Origin of the sequence: Rhizobium croatiense (genome assembly GCF_019793465.1) — a bacterium.
Taxonomy (GTDB): domain Bacteria; phylum Pseudomonadota; class Alphaproteobacteria; order Rhizobiales; family Rhizobiaceae; genus Rhizobium; species Rhizobium croatiense.
Map to the genome: position 1 here is coordinate 244,760 of NZ_JAILYJ010000004.1, position 19,336 is coordinate 264,095.

Annotated in this window: 18 protein-coding genes; 9 read left to right on the forward strand and 9 right to left on the reverse strand. The window is 61.7% G+C overall.

The annotated features are described in order from the left end of the window. The first annotated feature begins 87 nt into the window (after positions 1 to 87). A complete protein-coding gene (locus K6M89_RS09135) occupies positions 88 to 2,568 on the forward strand; it encodes an ATP-dependent helicase (protein ID WP_222139202.1) in 2,481 nt (826 codons plus the stop codon). Between the two features lie 25 nt (positions 2,569 to 2,593). Here K6M89_RS09135 and K6M89_RS09140 read toward each other — a convergent pair whose 3' ends face one another. Then, a complete protein-coding gene (locus tag K6M89_RS09140; RefSeq protein WP_222139203.1) occupies positions 2,594 to 2,941 on the reverse strand; it encodes a hypothetical protein in 348 nt (115 codons plus the stop codon). Between the two features lie 250 nt (positions 2,942 to 3,191). Between K6M89_RS09140 and pncA the strand changes: the two genes are divergently transcribed. Next, positions 3,192 to 3,818, forward strand: coding sequence for a bifunctional nicotinamidase/pyrazinamidase (pncA, locus tag K6M89_RS09145; RefSeq protein ID WP_222139204.1), 627 nt, complete (start codon positions 3,192 to 3,194; stop codon positions 3,816 to 3,818). A 12-nt stretch (positions 3,819 to 3,830) separates the two neighbouring features. Here the strand turns inward: pncA and K6M89_RS09150 are convergent, their stop codons facing one another. Then, positions 3,831 to 5,423, reverse strand: a complete 1,593-nt coding sequence (locus K6M89_RS09150) for a hypothetical protein (RefSeq protein ID WP_222139285.1) — start codon at positions 5,421 to 5,423, stop codon at positions 3,831 to 3,833. Positions 5,424 to 5,582: 159 nt separating this feature from the next. Between K6M89_RS09150 and K6M89_RS09155 the strand changes: the two genes are divergently transcribed. Next, a complete protein-coding gene (locus K6M89_RS09155) occupies positions 5,583 to 6,248 on the forward strand; it encodes a dihydrofolate reductase family protein (RefSeq protein ID WP_222139205.1) in 666 nt (221 codons plus the stop codon). 10 nt (positions 6,249 to 6,258) lie between these two features. Here the strand turns inward: K6M89_RS09155 and K6M89_RS09160 are convergent, their stop codons facing one another. After that, a complete protein-coding gene (locus K6M89_RS09160; protein ID WP_222139206.1) occupies positions 6,259 to 6,522 on the reverse strand; it encodes a DUF2164 domain-containing protein in 264 nt (87 codons plus the stop codon). Between the two features lie 132 nt (positions 6,523 to 6,654). On the opposite strand from K6M89_RS09160, the gene K6M89_RS09165 reads away from it, so the two are divergent. After that, on the forward strand, positions 6,655 to 7,386 hold the full coding sequence (locus K6M89_RS09165; protein WP_222139207.1) for an AzlC family ABC transporter permease: 732 nt from the start codon (positions 6,655 to 6,657) through the stop codon (positions 7,384 to 7,386). A gap of 3 nt (positions 7,387 to 7,389) precedes the next feature. Then, positions 7,390 to 7,698: a branched-chain amino acid transport AzlD family protein gene (locus K6M89_RS09170; protein WP_097578816.1), complete on the forward strand. Its 309-nt coding sequence runs from the start codon at positions 7,390 to 7,392 to the stop codon at positions 7,696 to 7,698. A gap of 20 nt (positions 7,699 to 7,718) precedes the next feature. Here the strand turns inward: K6M89_RS09170 and K6M89_RS09175 are convergent, their stop codons facing one another. Then, positions 7,719 to 9,554 (reverse strand): aminopeptidase P family protein, encoded by a 1,836-nt coding sequence (locus K6M89_RS09175; RefSeq protein WP_222139208.1) that lies wholly within the window; start codon positions 9,552 to 9,554, stop codon positions 7,719 to 7,721. Positions 9,555 to 9,832: 278 nt separating this feature from the next. On the opposite strand from K6M89_RS09175, the gene K6M89_RS09180 reads away from it, so the two are divergent. Continuing rightward, positions 9,833 to 10,006: a hypothetical protein gene (locus K6M89_RS09180; RefSeq protein ID WP_010031974.1), complete on the forward strand. Its 174-nt coding sequence runs from the start codon at positions 9,833 to 9,835 to the stop codon at positions 10,004 to 10,006. 383 nt (positions 10,007 to 10,389) lie between these two features. On the opposite strand, the gene K6M89_RS09185 is transcribed toward K6M89_RS09180, so the two are convergent. Then, complete coding sequence (locus K6M89_RS09185) at positions 10,390 to 11,268, reverse strand: 50S ribosomal protein L11 methyltransferase (protein WP_097578815.1); 879 nt, start codon at positions 11,266 to 11,268, stop codon at positions 10,390 to 10,392. 54 nt (positions 11,269 to 11,322) lie between these two features. Next, positions 11,323 to 11,925: an SCO family protein gene (locus K6M89_RS09190; RefSeq protein ID WP_097578814.1), complete on the reverse strand. Its 603-nt coding sequence runs from the start codon at positions 11,923 to 11,925 to the stop codon at positions 11,323 to 11,325. A gap of 389 nt (positions 11,926 to 12,314) precedes the next feature. Here K6M89_RS09190 and K6M89_RS09195 point away from each other — a divergent pair, with 389 nt between their 5' ends. Both K6M89_RS09195 and K6M89_RS09200 read left to right on the forward strand, forming a co-directional pair. Then, a complete protein-coding gene (locus K6M89_RS09195) occupies positions 12,315 to 14,279 on the forward strand; it encodes a methyl-accepting chemotaxis protein (protein ID WP_222139209.1) in 1,965 nt (654 codons plus the stop codon). A 2-nt stretch (positions 14,280 to 14,281) separates the two neighbouring features. After that, a complete protein-coding gene (locus K6M89_RS09200; protein WP_004668786.1) occupies positions 14,282 to 14,749 on the forward strand; it encodes a chemotaxis protein CheW in 468 nt (155 codons plus the stop codon). A gap of 257 nt (positions 14,750 to 15,006) precedes the next feature. On the opposite strand, the gene K6M89_RS09205 is transcribed toward K6M89_RS09200, so the two are convergent. Then, complete coding sequence (locus K6M89_RS09205) at positions 15,007 to 15,498, reverse strand: CreA family protein (protein WP_222139210.1); 492 nt, start codon at positions 15,496 to 15,498, stop codon at positions 15,007 to 15,009. Positions 15,499 to 15,605: 107 nt separating this feature from the next. Next, complete coding sequence (locus K6M89_RS09210; RefSeq protein ID WP_097578811.1) at positions 15,606 to 16,196, reverse strand: 3'-5' exonuclease; 591 nt, start codon at positions 16,194 to 16,196, stop codon at positions 15,606 to 15,608. Positions 16,197 to 16,479: 283 nt separating this feature from the next. On the opposite strand from K6M89_RS09210, the gene K6M89_RS09215 reads away from it, so the two are divergent. After that, entirely contained in the window at positions 16,480 to 17,016 is a 537-nt protein-coding gene (locus K6M89_RS09215) for a GNAT family N-acetyltransferase (protein WP_097578810.1), read from the forward strand. A 32-nt stretch (positions 17,017 to 17,048) separates the two neighbouring features. On the opposite strand, the gene ligA is transcribed toward K6M89_RS09215, so the two are convergent. Next, on the reverse strand, positions 17,049 to 19,205 hold the full coding sequence (gene ligA, locus K6M89_RS09220; protein ID WP_222139211.1) for an NAD-dependent DNA ligase LigA: 2,157 nt from the start codon (positions 19,203 to 19,205) through the stop codon (positions 17,049 to 17,051). Positions 19,206 to 19,336: the final 131 nt, after the last annotated feature.

Genomic DNA, 19,336 nt, shown 5'->3' on the forward strand with positions numbered 1-19,336 from the left:
CCGCATCGGTCCGCAATAGCGGTGGTTCAGGAATAAAAGCAGAACATCTTTCTGGTCTTTCCCTCCCGAATCACTACATTACGCGCCATGAGCAATAGTTTCGACGATATTCCCTTCTTCGACGAAGAGCCGGGCGAGATGGCGCGCAAGCCGCAGCCGCCTGCTGCACCCGCCGGAAGGGCGCCCGCTGCCAGCGGCGGGATCGCCGCCCGCGCCATGGCGGCGCGCGACGGCGGCAAGCGACCGGATTACCTCGCAGGCCTCAATCCCGAACAGACGGAAGCCGTGGAAACCTTGGAAGGTCCGGTTCTCGTCCTTGCCGGCGCCGGCACCGGCAAAACGCGGGTACTGACCACGCGCATCGCCCACATCCTCAATACCGGCCGCGCCTTCCCCTCGCAGATTCTCGCCGTCACCTTCACCAACAAGGCCGCCCGCGAGATGAAGGAGCGCATCGCCCTGCTCGTCGGCGGCGCCGTCGAAGGCATGCCCTGGCTCGGCACCTTCCATTCGATCGGCGTCAAGCTTCTGCGCCGCCACGCCGAACTCGTCGGCCTCAGCTCCGATTTCACCATTCTTGACACTGACGACGTCGTCCGTCTGATCAAGCAGCTGATCCAGGCCGAAGGCCTCGACGACAAACGCTGGCCGGCCAAGCAGTTCGCCGGCATGATCGACACCTGGAAGAACAAGGGGCTCGGCCCGGCCGATATCCCCGAGGGCGACGCCCGCGCCTTTGCCAATGGCCGCGGCCGCGATCTCTATTTCGCCTATCAGGCGCGCCTGACGACACTGAACGCCTGCGACTTCGGCGATCTGCTGATGCATCCGATCGCGATCTTCCGCAAGAACCCGGATCTGCTCAAGGAATATCACGGCCGCTTCCGCTATATTCTTGTCGACGAGTACCAAGACACCAATACCGCGCAATATATGTGGCTGAGGCTTCTCGCTCAGCGCGCCAAGGGCGAGCCGCAGAATGTCTGCTGCGTCGGCGACGACGACCAGTCGATCTATGGCTGGCGCGGCGCGGAGGTCGACAATATCCTGCGCTTCGAGAAGGATTTCCCCGGCGCCAAGGTAATCAAGCTCGAACGCAATTACCGTTCGACCGAACATATCCTCGGTGCCGCCGCCCATCTGATCGCCCATAATGAAGGCCGCCTGGGCAAGACGCTGTTCACCGACCGCGCCGATCCCGATGACGTCAAGGTGCAGGTCCACGCCTCCTGGGATTCGGAGGAGGAAGCCCGCGCCATCGGCGAAGAGATCGAGCAGCTCCAGCGGGGCAAGCACCTGCTGAACGACATGGCGATCCTTGTGCGCGCTTCCTTCCAGATGCGCGAGTTCGAAGACCGCTTCGTCACGCTCGGCCTCAACTACCGCGTCATCGGCGGCCCGCGCTTCTATGAACGCCTGGAAATCCGCGACGCCATGGCCTATTTCCGCCTGGTCGCGCAGCCGGCGGACGACCTCGCCTTCGAGCGCATCATCAACACGCCGAAGCGCGGCCTCGGCGACACGACGGTGCGCGCTCTGCACGACTATGCGCGTGCCCGCGACATCCCGATGCTGGCGGCGGCGGCCGACATGATCGAGACCGACGAGTTGAAGCCGAAGGCGCGCAAAGCCCTCTTCGACGTGATTCAATCTTTCCGCCGATGGCAGGAACTGCTTGAAAACACACCGCATACCGAACTTGCCGAGCAGATCCTCGAGGAGTCCGGCTATACCGACATGTGGAAGAACGACAAGAGCGCCGAAGCGCCCGGCCGCCTTGAAAACCTGAAGGAACTGATCCGCTCGATGGAGAGCTTCGAGTCGATGCGCGGTTTCCTCGAGCACGTCTCCCTCGTCATGGATGCAGAAACCAACGAGAACCTCGACGCCGTTTCGATCATGACGTTGCATTCGGCCAAGGGCCTGGAATTCGATACCGTCTTCCTGCCCGGCTGGGAGGAAGGCCTGTTCCCGCACCAGCGCTCGCTGGATGAAAGCGGCCGCGCCGGCCTGGAGGAAGAACGACGGCTGGCTTATGTCGGCATTACCCGCGCCAAGCGCCGCTGCCACATCTGGTTCGTCTCCAACCGCCGCATTCACGGCCTCTGGCAATCGACGCTGCCCTCGCGTTTCCTTGACGAGCTGCCGGAAACCCATGTCGAGGTCGCCGAGATGGAGCAGAGCTACGGCGGTTACGGCCGCGGCGGCTACGGCCAGTCCCGCTTCGACAAATCAGAACCTTTCGCCAACTCCTATTCCACGCCCGGCTGGAAACGCGCCCAGGCCAACAGGACCGACGCCACGCGCGACAACTGGGGCACCCGCTCCGGCCACGCCGTCGAACGCATCGGCTATGGCGAAAGCGGCCCGAAGGGACGCACGATCGACGGCGAGCTGGTCGCCAAGTCGACCTCGCCGGAGCCGTCGCGCTTCACCCTCGGCGATCGCGTATTCCATATGAAGTTCGGCAATGGCAACATCACCGGCATCGAAGGCAACAAGCTGACGATCGAGTTCGACCGTGCGGGGCAGAAGCGGGTGCTGGACGGCTTCGTCGAGCGCGTCTGACCGCGCGACAATTCCGCGGGAACAGTCACCCGAACATCCGCATACTGCTGAGCCCGAGGATATCGTTCAGCAGGGCGATCCCCATTCCGATGGCGACGATCGACAATCCGATCAGGAACAGCCGGCGCGCCCGGTCGTATTTGACGGCGAGCAGCGAGTCTCGCGCCAAAAGATCGGCAAACACCTTCACCTGAATGGCGATGCCGACGGTCAGGAATGCCATCGGCAGCAGATCGACGCGGCTCCAGTCGTTCGGGTTGGAAACCCACAGACCGATGAAGTTGAGCGAGAAACCAAGAATGATTCCGGTTGCCGTTAACGATCCGTTGCGGAAGGTTGCATCGATCTTTTCATCTGTCAGGGGTTCGGACATGGTCTCGGTCTCGGCTTGCTACTGAGGCAAGAAAGGCAGAAATCGGGGCGGCCGGCAAGGCCGGCCTCTTTGCCGGATTAACGGAACGCAACCGCACCTATCGCATTGGTTGCATTAGCAAATTCTTTTCCGCCGACTGCTACCACCAGTGACAGAATTAACACTTGCATGCGGGCTCCCGGGAATTCACTAGTTGATGCATCGGTGCACTTGGCATTTGCATAGCAATAACGCGAAGGGATTGGCCTTGATGAAAGCGCTGCTGCTCGTCGATATCCAGAACGGCTTCTGTCCGGGAGGAAACCTGCCGGTGCCGGACGGCGACAAGGTCGTTCCCGTCGCAAACAGGCTGATCGACAGCGGCAAATACGATCTGATCGTCGCCTCCCAGGACTGGCACCCGCCCGGCCACGGCAGCTTCGCCTCCGCCCATCCGGGTGCCGCCCCCTTCGAGATGGGCGAATTGTCGGGCAAACCGCAGATGATGTGGCCCGACCACTGCATCCAGGGCACGCTCGATGCCGAACTGCATCCGGAGCTCAAATCCGAAGAAATCGACCTGATCCAGCAGAAGGGCGAGGATCCCAGGATCGACAGCTATTCGGCCTTCCGCGACAATGATCGAGACGCTTCGACCGGCCTTTCCGATTTCCTCGAAGATCAGGGGGTGACCGATCTCGACGTCTGCGGTCTGGCGACCGATTACTGCGTCAAATTCTCCGCGCTCGACGCGCTGGAGATGATGCCGGGCGTGCGCGTTCGCTTCATCGAGGACGCAAGCCGCGGCATCACCCCTGAAGGCGTCGCCACTGCCATCGACGAGATGCGGGCGCATGGCATCGCCGTGATCAACAGTGCGGATGCCTTGCGCGAATGAACCGCCGATCTTCTATTTCAACAGATAGGCATCGAATGTCTCATCGCTGCCGGCAACGGGGCCGAAACGCTTGACGAGGGTCGTCTCGCTCCGGAATGCGGAAATCTCCTCCGGCGTCAGAGACAGCAGCCAGCTGTAACTTTCGCGCAATGAGACGGGCGCGGCAATTCGGTCAAGCCGCTGTGAGAGAAGAATGACGATGGGCGCGTGCTCGCTCTGCCGCAGTTGCCGCGCCGTCTGCAGTATATCGGCAAGGCTGAGCGAATGCCGCGCATTGCGGGTATACCGCACGATCGCGCCGAACCGTTGCTCCCGTAGAAGATAGGTGCGATTGGGGATGTAATAGGGCAAGGGCTCCACGAGATAATCGGGATCCGCCATGATGATCGCATCCTTGAGATCCGGGCGCGATTGAATGAACGACCCGAGATCCCGGGCTCGGCTCAGCGGAATGTCGGTGAAGAGGAACTGATGTACCTTTTCGATACCGGAGGCGACCTGCAGCGCCAGCAATATCATGAAGCACAGACGCCCGATCTTGACGACGCCACCGGATGACTCGACACCGGCAATGCCCGCGGCTGCGGGCCGGGAGCGGCGGACCAAGGCAATCATGCCGATGATGAAGACCAGCCATAGGGCCTGATGTCTGTAGCTACCTGGGTAGACAAGTGTAAAAAGCAGCGAAAACCCTAGGAGAACCGATGCGGCCGCGAGCATCGCCGGCCGCCGATTGGCCAGCCCAAGCAGACTGCCATAGATGAGCACCGCCATCAGCGAGGCGAAAACCCGGGCAAGCGATGGATCGGCCACGACCAGCCGAAGGATCCTGTCGGGGTAGAACTCCATGAAATAGGAACTCGCCCCGGCAAAGGCATAAAGGACCAGCGGGGCGAAATTCTTGCCTGCGAGATCGTTCTGCCCGGCATCGTTGAAGGTGGGATAGACTGTCATCACGCACAGAACAACGCCGATCGCGGCAATGACAGCGGCTGTCGCAAAGGCCCGATATGCCGACAGAGAAGGTCTTGGACGCGCCAGGACCAAATCGAAAAACCAATAGGCAAGAAAGCCGCCGACCAGCACGACCGAGTGGACGTTGGTATTTGCCAGCAAGGCAAACAACAGGCCGAGTACCATGCCGTTGCGCATTCCTCTCTCCCAGCTCAGGACGATAAGGAAGACCAAAAGCATGCTGATGCCGTAATTTCGCGACATCGCGGCGTAGTCGAAAACCGAAAAGCTGCTGAACAACGACAGCAGCATGATCGATCGCGGCAGTTCAAGCCTGAAAACAAGAAGGTAGGCCGAGGCGGCCGCGATCGTCAGCGCGACGATTTTCAGGACGACGGGAGAGCCGACGACAAGATGAGCGGCGCGCAACAGGATATACCAGAGTGCCGGATGACCTTCGCCATGCATCTGGCGAAGCATATCGATGAAACTCTCCCCCTGAAGGGCAAGCGACAAGGCGCGAACCTCATCGCGCCACACGGTTTCTGACCAGCAAAGCGCGGATGCCAGCGCAAACCACACCACAAAGATCAACGTCTTGCAGAGCGTTGTTGATCGAGGTTCATCGATTTTAGAGACAATCACAGCCAACGGAAGCAACCCGGTCATCGAAAATGCCGTGACCATAGCGGCGCCCCGATAATTTGACGTTAAGGTGAAATATCCTCGCCGGATTGATGCGTCCCGTGTCGGTTCGGCTTATATCGATCCGTCCTTGCTTCTGAACGAACCAAACATGGGAGTTGAGAGATGAGAAAGCTTGTGACTGCGGCCTTCGTGAGCCTCGACGGCGTTATGCAGGCGCCTGGCGCGCCCGAGGAAGATCCGACCGGGGGCTTCAAACTTGGCGGCTGGACCGTCAATTACTGGGACGAGCCGATGGGGGAGTTCATGGACGGGATCTTTACCGATCCTTTCGCTCTGCTGCTCGGCCGCAAGACCTACGAGATCTTCGCCGCGCACTGGCCCTTTGTCGGGCAAGACGACCCCATCGGAAAGGCCTTCAACGCTGCGACCAAATATGTCGCGACGACATCACAAGAGCCGCTCACCTGGGAAAATTCCGTTCCGCTGCGCGGCGATGCCGTCGCCGAAATCGCCCGGCTGAAGCAGGAGGACGGCCCCGACCTGCTGACGCAGGGCAGCAGCGGACTGCTGCAAACGCTGCTGGCGCACGACCTGATCGACGAACTCCGGCTCCTGACCTTCCCGCTCATCCTCGGTCCCGGTAAGCGCCTGTTCGGCACGGGTGCCACACCGGCAGCGCTGAAGCTCACCGCCAACTCGGTATCGACGACGGGCGTCATCATGAGCGTCTATCAGCGCGCCGGCGAGGTCAAACCCGGCAGCTTCGCGATGCAGGAGCCCTCGCAGGCCGAACTGGCGCGCCGGGAGCGGATGAAGCGCGAGGGGTGAAGCGGGCCGCTCAGGCGCCCCCGGCCTTGTTCTTCTCGTCACGCTCGAGCAGATAGATGTCCTCGGCGAGGTCCTCCATCTTCTTCAAAAGGGCGGCGTGTGCATCGCGAAGACCCTGATTGTAATAGTGAGCGCCAATCTCCTCGGCGAAGAAATCGAGCAGGAACTCGGCCGGCAGCGCACCGATCGGCTGGTCGAGTTCCGTCTCGAAATAGCGGCGGATGCGCGAGACGATCGCCGCTTTCGCTTCCTTGGTAAATTCGATCTTCTTCATGGGCACCTCTCCGCCGGTTGCGATCAGCACGTCGATGCTTCAGCGAAATCGATTGATCAATCAACGAAATTCAATTGCCGTTGCAGATTGCAGACCATAAGGGAAAGCTGAATTTCCAACAGGATCACCCAGATGAATCGCGCCGACTTTGTTGAAGGTTTGCGGGGCGGCTCCGCCGTTGCGCTGGCGTCGGCACCCTTCGGCGCGCTATTCGGAGCGCTCGCGGTCGAAAACGGCATGTCGCTTTCCGAAGCCGCGTTCATGAGCGCCACCGTCTATGCCGGCGCCAGCCAGATGGTCGGCATCGAGCTCTTCGGCCACAATGTCCACGCCTGGCTGATCGTGCTGTCGATCCTCGCCGTCAATTTTCGCCACGTGCTCTATTCGGCGGCCTTGGCGCGCTATATCGGCCATTTCACGCCGGTGCAGAAATTCTTCACCTTCTTCCTGCTCGTCGATCCGCAATTTGCCGAAGCGGTGAAGCGCAGCGAGGCCGGCAAACCGCTGACCTTCGCCTGGTATTTCGGCTTCGGCATCATCATCTACATTCCCTGGGTGCTGATCAGCGTCGCCGGCGGCATGCTCGGCGGCTTCATCGGCGATCCGAAGGCGATCGGCCTCGATATCCTGCTGCCGGCCTATTTCCTCGGCATCGTCCTCGGCTTCCGCAAGCGCGACAATTTCCTGCCCGTCGCAGTCGTCAGCGGAGTGGCTTCGGTGCTCGCCTATCGCTATGTCGGCTCCCCCTGGCATGTGAGCCTCGGTGCAGCCGCCGGCATCGTGCTCGCCGCCCTGCTGCCATTGGCGCCGCAAGAGCCCGATCCTGAAGCGGACGCCCTGCAATCCGAAGTGCACGAGGTCTGAGCCATGGAATTCGATCTTCACATGGCGCTCGTCATCCTCGCTGCCGCTGCCGCCACCTTCGCCACCCGTATCGGCGGCTACATCCTCATTACCCGGATGAAGAGCATTCCGCCGCGCATGGAGGCGGCGCTGAATGCCGTCCCGGCCGCCGTGCTGACGACGCTGGTCGCGCCAGCCTTCTTCATCGGCGGCTGGGAGTCGAAGCTGGCGCTCGCCGTCGCCCTCTTCGTCGGCCTGCGTTTCACCCACACATGGATGCTGGTCGCCGCCTGGATCGTCGTGATGATCTGGCGCCATAGCGCCGGCGTTTGACGCCGGCGTTCAGGCGCCTCCTAATATTCCAGCGGCAGCGTCGCGTTTTCGAGCCACGCCCTGACGTCGTGATCGTGGATCAGCGGTATCAGCGCCTCGCGCGTGCGGCGGTGATAGTCGTTGAACCAGTGCAGCTCGTCGTGAGTCAGCAGCTCGGGGATGACCAGGCTGCGGTCGATCGGGCAGAAGGTCAGCGTCTCGAAGCCGAGCATGGCCATATCGCCGCCCTCGATCTCCTCGGCCCCGCGCACATAGATCAGATTCTCGATGCGGATGCCGAAGCTGCCCGGCCGGTAATAACCCGGCTCGTTCGAAAGGATCATGCCGGGCAGCAGCTCCTGCGTCGAAAGCCTGGAAATGCGCTGCGGCCCCTCATGCACCGAGAGATAGGAGCCGACGCCATGGCCCGTACCATGGGCGAAATCGGCCCCCGCCCGCCACAGCGCGATACGCGCCAGCGGATCGAGGTCGCAGCCGCGCGTACCCTTCGGGAAACGCGCCGTGCTGATCTGGATCATGCCCTTCAGCACCAGCGTGAAGAAGCGGCGATGCTCCTCCGAAACCGCGCCTATGCCGACGGTGCGGGTGATGTCGGTCGTGCCGTTTATATATTGCGCGCCGGAATCGATCAGGAAGAGTTCGCCGGCCTCAATCATTCGGTTGGTCTCGGTCGTCACCCGGTAATGCATGATCGCCGCATGTTCGCCCGCACCCGAAATCGTATCGAAGGATATGTCCTTCAGCGGGTTCTGCATGCTCTGGCCGACGCGGGCGCGCGCCGCTTCGAGGTGCTCTGCCGCTGCGATCTCACTGACCGTGCCGGGATTTTCCTGCGACAGCCAATAAAGGAATTCCACCATCGCCGCGCCGTCCTGCAGATGCGCGGCAGCCGAACCGTTGATTTCGACGTCGTTTTTCACCGCGCGCGGCAGCTTGGCGGGGTCGATACCCTCCACTGCCTCTCCGCCCGCCTTGCGAATAACCTCGGCAAGCGCATAGGAAGCGATATCGGGATCGATCAGCACACGGCCGCCATCCCTGGAAACAGCGGCGAGCCGCTCTTCCAGAGTCGAAGGCGGCAGCTGGGTGCAGATCTGCCCGAGATAGGCCTCCGGTTCGATGCCGGTCTTGCGCTTGTCGAGAAAAAGTTCGGCCCGCCCGTCGGCATGGATGATGGCCCGCGCCAGCGGATGCGGCGTGTGCGGCACGTCGGCGCCGCGGATGTTGAAGATCCAGGCGACCGACGACGGATCGGCGATCAGCACCGCCGCGAGCTCCTTCTTCTTAAGATTGGCGGCGATTGTCGCGATCTTGTCGCTCGCCAGCACGCCGGCCTGGGCGACATTCTGGATGGTCACGGCGCCGAGCGGCTCGGCCGGCCGGTCGTTCCACAGCCTGTCGAGCGGATTGTGCGGCAGGAAGACGAGGCTGCCGCCGATCTCTGAAAGCGCCCTTTCCAGACGGCGCACTTCGGCACCCGCATGCAGCCAGGGATCGATGCCGAGCCGCAGCCCCTTGCCGCCGTTTGCGGCAAGCCAGACATGCGGCGGCTCGTTGACGAGATCGCCGCCCGAAAACACCGAACCGTCGACCTGTTCGGCAAGCTGCGTCACATAGCGCCCGTCGACGAAAACGATCGCCTGCGTGCGCAGGATCAGCGCGACGCCCGCCGAACCGGTGAAGCCGGTCAGCCATGCCAAGCGCTCGGAGCAGGCGGGAACATATTCGCCGTTGAATTCGTCGGCGCGCGGCACGAGGAAGGCGTCGATGCCGAGCGAATCGAAAGTGGCGCGCACCGCCGAAACCCGATCCTTGCCGAAGTGCGGCGTGGAGGTGACCTCGAAAGACTGGAACATGCTGGAAACCCGAATGATTGAAACGAATCCGGTTAATGGGATGCCGGCCATGTTAGCGAAATTTCAATCGATGGGGAGAAAAAGCGTCGAAACGAGTCGAAGTCGCTGCAGGCGCCCAATATTTTGACAGAACTGTGACGGCAAAAGTTAATTTGGCACGCTTTATGCATTGGCCGCATGGCTCCCATGAGCAAAACCCTCTGCCTCCGTATTTCAGAATAGCTATATAGGCGCCATCGAACGGTTCGGACGAACCAGCAAACAAAGGATTTTCTGAAATGACCGCCTCTCTCTCGCGCTTCGCATACAGCAGCCCGGTGCAGGCTGGCGAACGCCAGACCGTGCGTCACGTGATCGGCGCCCGCCGCCCGCAGAGCGAAGACAGCCTCAAGCTGCTCGGCGCCGGCCAGCGCGTCACGCGCCACCAAGGCGCCCCCAGCTACGCGTTCTAAGCCTGCCCGTCCGTCTCCTCCCTCCCGGACCGGCCTATTGGAATGCAGTAGAGCCCGCTCGAGCGCTCCTCCTCCTTCGAGCTCGCGGGCATTGGCCGGATAGACCGGTCCAAGGCGGTGCCACCGGCACCGCCTTTTTTGTTCGGGAAATCAGGAAAGGTGGTCAAGGTCGCGGTTTGCTTCCTCTTCTCCCCAGCGGGGAGAAGGTGGCCCGAAGGATCGGATGAGGGGGGTACACGGCGCACCCTATCTATTGCCCTTCGCTACGCTCAGCGCATTCGCGGCTTTGCCGCCCACCTCCTCATCTGCCCTTCGGGCATCTTCTCCCCGCTGGGGCGAAGAGGGAGCAAGCCGCCCTGTCAGGCCCAAATTTTCCACCTTCGTCACGGTCGATCCAAATGGATCGTCACCCAGCCGTTCCGCCAGATCGTTCTGACGTGCCGGAGCCTCGCACCACTATAGGCGGCGATCACCTTCCACCGCTGCGCGGCGAGAATCCCCGACAAGATCACCGACCCGCCGGGCGCAAGATGGGCAGCGAGCTGCGGCGCCATCCGGATCAGCGGCCGGGCAAGGATGTTGGCGATGATGAGATCGAAGGGACCATGCTCGGAAAAAGCAGTCGAATGAAAGCCTGGTGCGGTTCTGGTCACGATGCCCGAGGCAATGCCGTTACGGCGGACGTTTCCGGCGGCGACCCGTGTGGCGATCGGGTCGATGTCGGTGGCGAGCACCGGTATGTTTTTCAATTTGCGCACGGCGATCGCCAGCACGCCGCTGCCGGTACCGAGGTCGAGCGCGTTGCGGACGCGGCGCGACCGGACTACGCAATCGATCACCTCCAGGCAGCCGGCCGTCGTGCCATGATGGCCGGTGCCGAAAGCCTGGCCGGCATCGATCTCGATGGCGATGTCGCCGGGCCGGACCTTGTCGCGGTCATGCGAGCCGTGCACCAGAAAGCGCCCTGCCCTGACGGGCTTCAGCCCCTCCAGCGACTTCACCACCCAATCGACGTCGGGAATGACCTCCCGCAGCAGCTCAGCATCAGGAAAGGGGCTTTTCAGCGCCGTCTCGACACGGAAGCGCACCTGCGCCTCGTCCTCTGCCATCATGTAGACGGAGGCTTCCCAGATATCCCTCTTCTCATCGACCTCAGTGGTGCCGATGGCAAAATCTTCTTCGCCGAAGACCTCGCTTAGAAGGTCGAGAATCTTTTCGGCCTTGCTCTCGGTCGTCGATACGTAAAGGCGGATTTCACTCACGATAGGCGGTCTTTCCCGTTTCCGTTGCCCGCCACCGGTCGGGCCAGCGCCCTATCACCCCTTGCGGACGAGATTCTCCAGCTTCTTTACCGCCGTGTCCGGATTTTCACCATAGGCGATCGTTCCCGAAAACCGCCCGGCCGAATCGAGCAGGAAAACCGAGGCGGTGTGATCCATCGTATAGTCGCCATTCGGATCCTTTTCGTCGACCGGCACCTTCTTAGCGTAGACGCGGAAACCCTTGATGACCTCGGCGATCTTTTCAGGCGGACCCGAAATGCCAGTGATCCGCTTGGAAACGTTGGAAACATACTCGTTCATGATTTCGGGCGTGTCGCGTTCCGGATCGACGGTGACGAAATAGGCCTGCAGTTTGTCACCCTTGGGATCGACCTTATCCATCCAGCCGTTCAGCTCGAACAGCGTGGTCGGGCAGACTTCGGGGCAATGGGTGAAGCCGAAGAACAGCGCCGTCGGCTTGCCGCGCAACGCCTGCTCGGTGATCGGCTGTCCGCTTTGGGAAACCAATGTGAAAGGCACGCCGAAGGGAGCTTCCGCCACCACATCTTTCGATTTGTCGAGATTGAGCGTGGCCCAGCCGAGAATTCCGGCCAGCATCAGAACGCCGATCCAGATGGCGATGCGGAATGTCTTCATTGGCACGATCCTCGATCCGAGGCGGGTATGTCCGCCTGCCCTTGCCCCGCCTGATATAGTCTCGATCGGACGCGCGCAATTCAACAATATGTTTTCTGACCCGTGATTAATTGTCCCACCCACTGGGGCCTCCGCAACGGGGGATCCACCGATCAGCATCGGAGACGGGGCGAAAAAAATCATTCTTTCCAGTAACTTGCCGGAGCAGCCTACCGGCAAGCTCAAGATAAATATCGTTAGGAAAGACTTAAGCCGCCATATCTATATTTGGTAATGCGTGCGGCGCTCTCTGCCGTTCTGACATGATGTCTGCCGAGCGGCAAAAAACCCCGGACCTCCGCATGAAATGAGGGAAACACGAATCCGAGCGGTTCCGTGAGGGGTATTTCATGACCAATTCAGCAGTGCGCAAGAGCCTGTCGGTCAGCCAGCGGCTTTGGACGCTCGGCGGTGCCGCTTTCATCGGTTTCGGAACGATGCTCGGCGTCGGCTGGTATGAGAACATGCGGGTCGACACGGCCTTGCACCGCGCCACAGAGATCCAGGCAAGCGTCAATCATCTCGCCGACATGCGGCTTGCAAACCTGACAATTGTTTTGGCTGCTATGGACATCATCGTCGACAAGGACAGCAAGGTCGTCGAACCTGCACGCATCAAACTGATCGGCGATTCACTGACCGCTCTGTCCAGCGGCTCGAAGGAAATGCGCCTTCTTGCAGATGAAATGCATGACGACGGCCTGTTGAAGAGCTATGACGCCGATGTCGCCGCAATCGGCAAGGCAATACAGGTCGATCTGATCACGCTGGTTCAACAGGGGGCCTCCGACTCGGAGTTCGACAAGATCGACGATGCAATCGACGGCGCCGGCGAAGAGCTGACCAAGACGCTCGACAAACTCGCCGCGGACGGAACCCTTTTTGCCAAGCAGCATGTCGAGCTCGCCAATGCCGTGTCGCGTGAAGCCCTCATCCTGCAGGTCGGCCTCGGTGTCTTGGCTATCCTCACCATGGGCGTCCTGCAATATGTCCACGGCGGCTCGATCCGCCGCGGCATCGGTGCCGTTCGGGAAAGCATGCAGCGCAACATGAGCGGCGATCTTGCCAGCGAGGTTCCGGAAAAAACCCGCGGCGACGAAATCGGCGAAATGGCTCGCGCCGCTGACGGCTTCCGCCTCGCCGCCATCGCAAAGCGTGACCTTGAAGCCCGGACCCAGACCGACCGGCAGCGCAGCGATGCCGAGCACCGCGCCCGCGAAGCCGCCAAGCTTGCCGACGCAGAGGCCTTGAACGCCGCCGTCGCCGCTCTCGGCGCCGGCCTCACCCGCCTGTCGGGCGGCGACGTGACCGTTACGATCGACCAGCCGTTCCGCGAAGAGCTGGAGCGTCTGCGCCTGGACTTCAACCAGACGACGGCGACCCTGCGCAAGGCGATGGGCGATATTGCCCTCAACAGCAGCTCGATCGAAGCCAACAGCCGCCAGATGCGCGCCGCAGCCGACGATCTCGCCAAGCGCACCGAGCAGCAGGCCGCTTCGCTGGAAGAGACCTCGGCCGCCCTCGACCAGATCACCGCCACTGTCCGCAATGCGACCAACCGCGCCGAGGATGTCGGCCACATGGTTTCGCATACCCGTGAGAATACCGCGAAATCGGACATCGTCGTCGGTGATGCGATGGCCGCGATGGAACGGATAGAAGGAGCCTCCCGCGAAATCGGCAAGATCATCAACGTCATCGACGAAATCGCTTTCCAGACGAACCTGCTGGCGCTCAACGCCGGCGTCGAGGCGGCGCGTGCCGGCGAGGCCGGCAAGGGCTTCGCCGTCGTCGCCCAAGAAGTGCGCGAACTCGCCGGCCGTGCCGCAGGTGCTGCCAAAGATATCAAGGCTTTGATCGGAAAATCCGGCGAGGAAGTGAAGATCGGCGGCGAACTGGTGACGGCCGCCGGTGAAGCGCTTCGCCAGATCGGCGAAGATGTTCCGCGCATCGACGAACACGTTAAATCAATCGTAACCTCTGCGCGCGAACAATCGGTCGGATTGAACGAAATCAATACATCGATCAGTCAGATGGATCAGGTCACGCAGAAGAACGCGGCCATGGTGGAAGAGACGAACGCCGCAAGCCACACGCTCGCCATCGACGCGGAAAACCTGACGCAGCTGATCAAGCAGTTCAAGACCGGCGAGGGCATGACGGCCCGGCAAACGCCGCGAGAGGCAACCGCCGCCTCGCATTCGAGACCTTCTCCCGCGCGCAGCCTGATCGGCAAGGTCGCGGGCGCATTCAACGGCGGTTCTGCCGCCAAAGTCATCGCCTCTCCCGCCGGGGACAACTGGGAAGAATTCTGACCATGAACAACAACGCCATCAAGCAGTCGGGCGCCTATCTCGAAATCGTTTCGTTCCACCTGGGTGATCAGGAATTCTGCATCGACATCATGGCCATCCGCGAAATCCGCGGCTGGGCGCCGGTGACGCCGATGCCGCATACTCCGCCTTACGTGCTGGGCCTCATCAACCTGCGCGGCGCGGTGATCCCGGTCATTGACATGGCCTGCCGCCTCGGCATGAAGATGACCGAGCCTTCCGAGCGCTCGGCGATCATCGTCACCGATATCGCCGGCAAGCTAGTCGGTCTGCTGGTCGAGCAGGTTTCCGACATGATGACCATCAAGAGCGAAGACCTGCAGCCGCCGCCGGAAATCATCCCGGAAGCCCAGCGCGCCTTCTGCCGCGGCATCGTCGCACTCGAGAAGACCATGGTCTGCTTCCTGAACCTCGACACCGTCATCGCCGACGAGCTGAACCAGGCGGCTTGAAATTTTTCTCCACACCAAGATTGGAAGGCCCGGCTCGTCCGGGCTTTTTGTTTGATGCGGTTGGCACGGTCCGATCTACAACCCCTCCCCAACCCCTCCCCACAAGGGGGAGGGACTAACCCGGGTCTCCGCCGCGCTCCTCGCGAAACATCAAAGATCTGGAAAGTCGGTGCGGCAAGTTAAGCCCCTCCCCTTGTGGGGAGGGGTTTGGGGCGGCGTCTTCTCGAACGAGGACCAGATATCCGACGTGCTTAGCCCTACGGCTTCCCGTTCTTCCAGGTCACGTTCTGCCCGTAGAGCGGAATCGTCGAAATCGACATTTTCGCCGAGCCATCCGTCAGCTCCCTGGAATGGGCGAGATAGATCAGCGTGTCGTTCGCCTTGTCATAGATGCGGTTGACGACCAGCGTCTTCCAGATCAGAGACATGCCTTGACGGAACACTTCGCTGCCGTCTTTGGACAGATCGATATTGCCGACCTCGATCGGTCCGGTCTGCCGGCAGGCGATGGAATTGTTGGACGGATCTTCGAACCAGTTGCCTTTCTTGAACCTGTCGATCAGGCTGCGATCGAAATAGGTGACATGGCAGGTGACCCCCTTGACCTCGGGATCGGAGACTGCCTCGACGAAGATGTCGTTGCCGATCCAGTCAACCCCGACCTTGCCGACGACTTCAGCCGGAGCGGCGCCCGCCGAGACTGCGAGGAAAGACAGAGTGGCGAGGAAAAGATTACGCGGCTTGGACATGGCTGCTCCCTGGGAGCGCCGCGCGTCCGACGGACGTGCCAAAAGCGCTCCATCGCTTGATTTGCCGCATTCTAGATAAGTGCGCACCCATGCTTTGCAAGAAAGGCTCAGGCCTTTCGACAGGTGCAGGGGGCATAGCCGCGCGCCGTCAGCCGCCCCGGCGTCATGCCGATCAGGGCCGGGATCGCCTCGACGGCTTTCGCTTTGACCGCCTTCGCCATCTCGATCGCCGCCGCCGCGCAGACCGCAGCATCCTCGGCGGCGTTGTGATGCATGAAGCGCAGGCCGAGATGCTCGGCGATCAGGTTCAGCCGGTGCGAGAGAAAGTGCGGCCAGATCCGCTGCGCCATCTTCAGGCTGCAGAGATAGGTCAATTCGGGATAGGATTGCCGGTAGAGATCAAGGCTTGCCCGCCAGACGCTGAAATCGAAAGCGGCATTATGCGCAATCATCGTCGCGCCCCTGAAATCGTCATGGAACTCGTCCATCACCTCCGGGAACTCCGGCGCATCTTCGACATCTTCCGGCCGGATACCGTGGATCGCGATATTCATCCCGGAAAAGCGCATGTCGCGCGGCCGGATCAGCCGCTCCTCGACGCGTGTCACCCTGCCCTGCTCGATCCAGGCAAGGCCGACGGAACAGGCGCTGCCGCGCTGCTCGTTCGCCGTCTCGAAGTCAATTGCGATCGTCTTCAATGCCGCATCCGAATCGTTTCACCAACCACAGGGGAATAGCGCTCGGCTTGCGGCGGTGCAAATCACCCACGCGCGTCGGTTGACATTTCACGACAGATATCCAAAATTGCTACCCATGATCGGTTCCGTGACCATGGCAGCGCTTATCCATCACACCACGACCCTTGAAGGGTATGCGGGAGCAATGGCGCGTTAACAGCGACCCGTTCATCCCGAAACCCTGCCGAGGCGAGCAGGGTTTTCGGAAACCGGCTCTCCTCCTGAAACCAACGGAGAGCACCCAATGTCCGAAAATGATGAGAATGAGCCCCGCGACCGAGCGCGCCTGCCGGATGGGGTCGTCGTGCGCGCCGTCCGCCTTTCCGACGCGGAAGAAATGACCGATCTCATGAATTTGCCGGGCTACCGGGCCGGCACGCTGAGGCCGCCATACCAAACGATCGAAGAGGTTCGCAAGCGCATGGAAAATCCCTCGCCGGGCGCGCTCAATCTCGTCGTCACCCTGAACGGCAAGATCGTCGGCAATTGCGGCCTCAACCGCCTCGCCGGCCGCCGGCAGCACGTCGCCAGCGTCGGCATGGGCGTGCATGACGATTTCACCGGCCGCGGCTTCGGCCGGATCCTGCTTGGCGCCATGGTCGAGGCCGCCGACGACTGGCTTGACGTCAAGCGGCTGGAACTGACCGTCTATACCGACAACGACGCCGCGATCGGCCTCTATGAGAAATTCGGCTTCGAGCGAGAAGGCCTGCTGAGGGCCTTCGGCTTTCGATCGGGAGAGTATGTCGACGCCTATACCATGGCGCGGTTGAGACCTTGAACGAACGAGGCTGACGGCCCGCCGTCAGCCGCTCACCCGCTGATCAGCGCCAGCCACTCGTCCTCATCCATGGTCTGCACGCCGAGTTCACGCGCCTTGTCGAGCTTGGAGCCGGCGCCGGGACCGGCGACGACGATGTCGGTCTTCTTCGAGACCGATCCCGCCACCTTGGCGCCGAGACTTTCCGCCCTCGCTTTCGCCTCGTCACGCGTGAATTTTTCCAGCGAGCCGGTGAAGACCACGGTCTTGCCGGCGACCGGGCTTCCTGCCGTCACCGGCTGTTCAGCCTCTTGCGGCGTCACTTCGTCGAGCAGGCGGCCGATCACCTCGACATTGCGCGGCTCCTTGTAGAATTCGACCATGGCGCGCGCCACGACCTCGCCGATACCCTCGATGGCGTTGAGATCGTTCCAGGCGTCGCCGGAAAGCGGTGCTGCTTCTTTCATCGCCGTCGCAAAGGCTTCGTAGGAGCCATAGGAGCGCGCCAGCAGCTTCGCCGTGGTCTCGCCGACATGACGGATGCCGAGCGCATAGATGAAGCGGTGAAGCGAAATGCTGCGCCGTTCGTTGATCGCTGCATAGAGCTTGCCGACACTGACTTTGCCGAAGCCGTCGATGTTCTCCAGCTTGGTCAGCGAGTCCTGCTGCCGTTTCTCCAGCGTGAAGATTTCGGGCGCCGTGCGGATCTGCAGCGACGGATCTTCGTTCTCGAAAAAGAAGTCGACCTGCTTCGAGCCGAGCCCCTCGATATCGAAGGCGTTACGCGAGACGAAGTGCTTCAGATGCTCCGTCGCCTGCGCGCGGCAGATGAAGCCGCCGGTGCAGCGGCGCACCGAATCCATCTTGCCGGTCTTCTCGTTGACCTCGCGCACGGCATGCGAGCCGCAGACCGGGCAGGCCTTCGGAAACTCGTATGAGCGGGCGGCGGCGGCGCGTTTTTCCATCACCACGTCGAGAATCTGCGGAATGACGTCGCCGGCGCGCTGGACAATGACCGTATCGCCCTCGCGGATGTCGTGTTCCTCCGGCCGGATGCGCTCGCCGCTATTGCCGATGCCCTTGATGTAATCCTCGTTGTGCAGCGTCGCATTGGTGACGACCACACCGCCGACCGTGATCGGCTTCAGCCGCGCCACCGGTGTCAGCGCGCCGGTGCGGCCGACCTGGATCTCGATCTTCTCGACCTCGGTGAAGGCCTGCTCGGCCGGAAACTTGTGCGCCGTCGCCCAACGCGGGCTGCGCGAGCGGAAGCCGAGGCGCTGCTGCAGTTCGAGGCTGTCGACCTTATAGACGACGCCATCGATGTCGTAATCGAGGTCCGGCCGCTCAAGGCCGATCTCGTCATAATGGGCCAGAATGTCGGCGACCGAATTCAGCCGCTTCATCAGCGGGTTTACGGGAAAGCCCCAGTCCTTGAAGGTCTGCACCATGCCGAACTGGGTGTCGGCGGGCATCTCCGCCATCTCGCCCCAGGCATAGGCAAAAAACTTCAGCTTGCGGCTGGCCGTCACCTTGGCGTCGAGCTGGCGCAGCGATCCGGCGGCGGTATTGCGCGGATTGACGTAGGTCTGCTTACCCTCCGCCTCCATCTGCCGGTTGAGCGCCAGGAAGTCGCTCTTGGCCATATAGACCTCGCCGCGGATTTCCACGACGGCGGGAACGCCCTTCGGCAGCTCGTTGGGGATCTCGGCGATCGTCCGGATATTGGCGGTGACGTTCTCCCCGGTCGTGCCGTCGCCGCGCGTGGCGGCCGTCACCAGCCGGCCGTTCTCGTAACGAATCGACATCGACAGACCATCGATCTTCGGCTCCGCGGTAAAGGCGATCGACTGGTCCGGCAGGCGGCCGAGGAAGCGATAGACGCCGGCGACGAAATCCTGCACGTCCTCCTGCGAAAACGTGTTGTCGAGCGACAGCATCGGCCGCGCATGAATGACCGGCGAGAAGGTGACGGAAGGAGCGGCGCCGACATGCCGCGACGGGCTGTCCTCGCGGATCAGTTCGGGAAACCGCGCCTCCAGCGCATCGTTGCGGCGCTTCAGCGCGTCGTAATCGGCATCCGATATCTCCGGCCGGTCCTTGCCGTGGTAGAGCGCATCGTGATGCGCGATTTCCTTTGCCAGCCGCTCAAGCTCGGCGGCAGCCTCTTCGATCGTCAACGCGTCGACGGCGGAACCTTCGATGGACATGCAACCTCACTCCAGGGAATCTGGCCAGAAAATCTGCATTGTTTTTAGAGCAAAATTTCCGGATGAAAAGAGAGGCCGGATATGCTGCATGCCGGGTCGCCCGCAATCGGACAGGGCCGCCCACCTCTCCG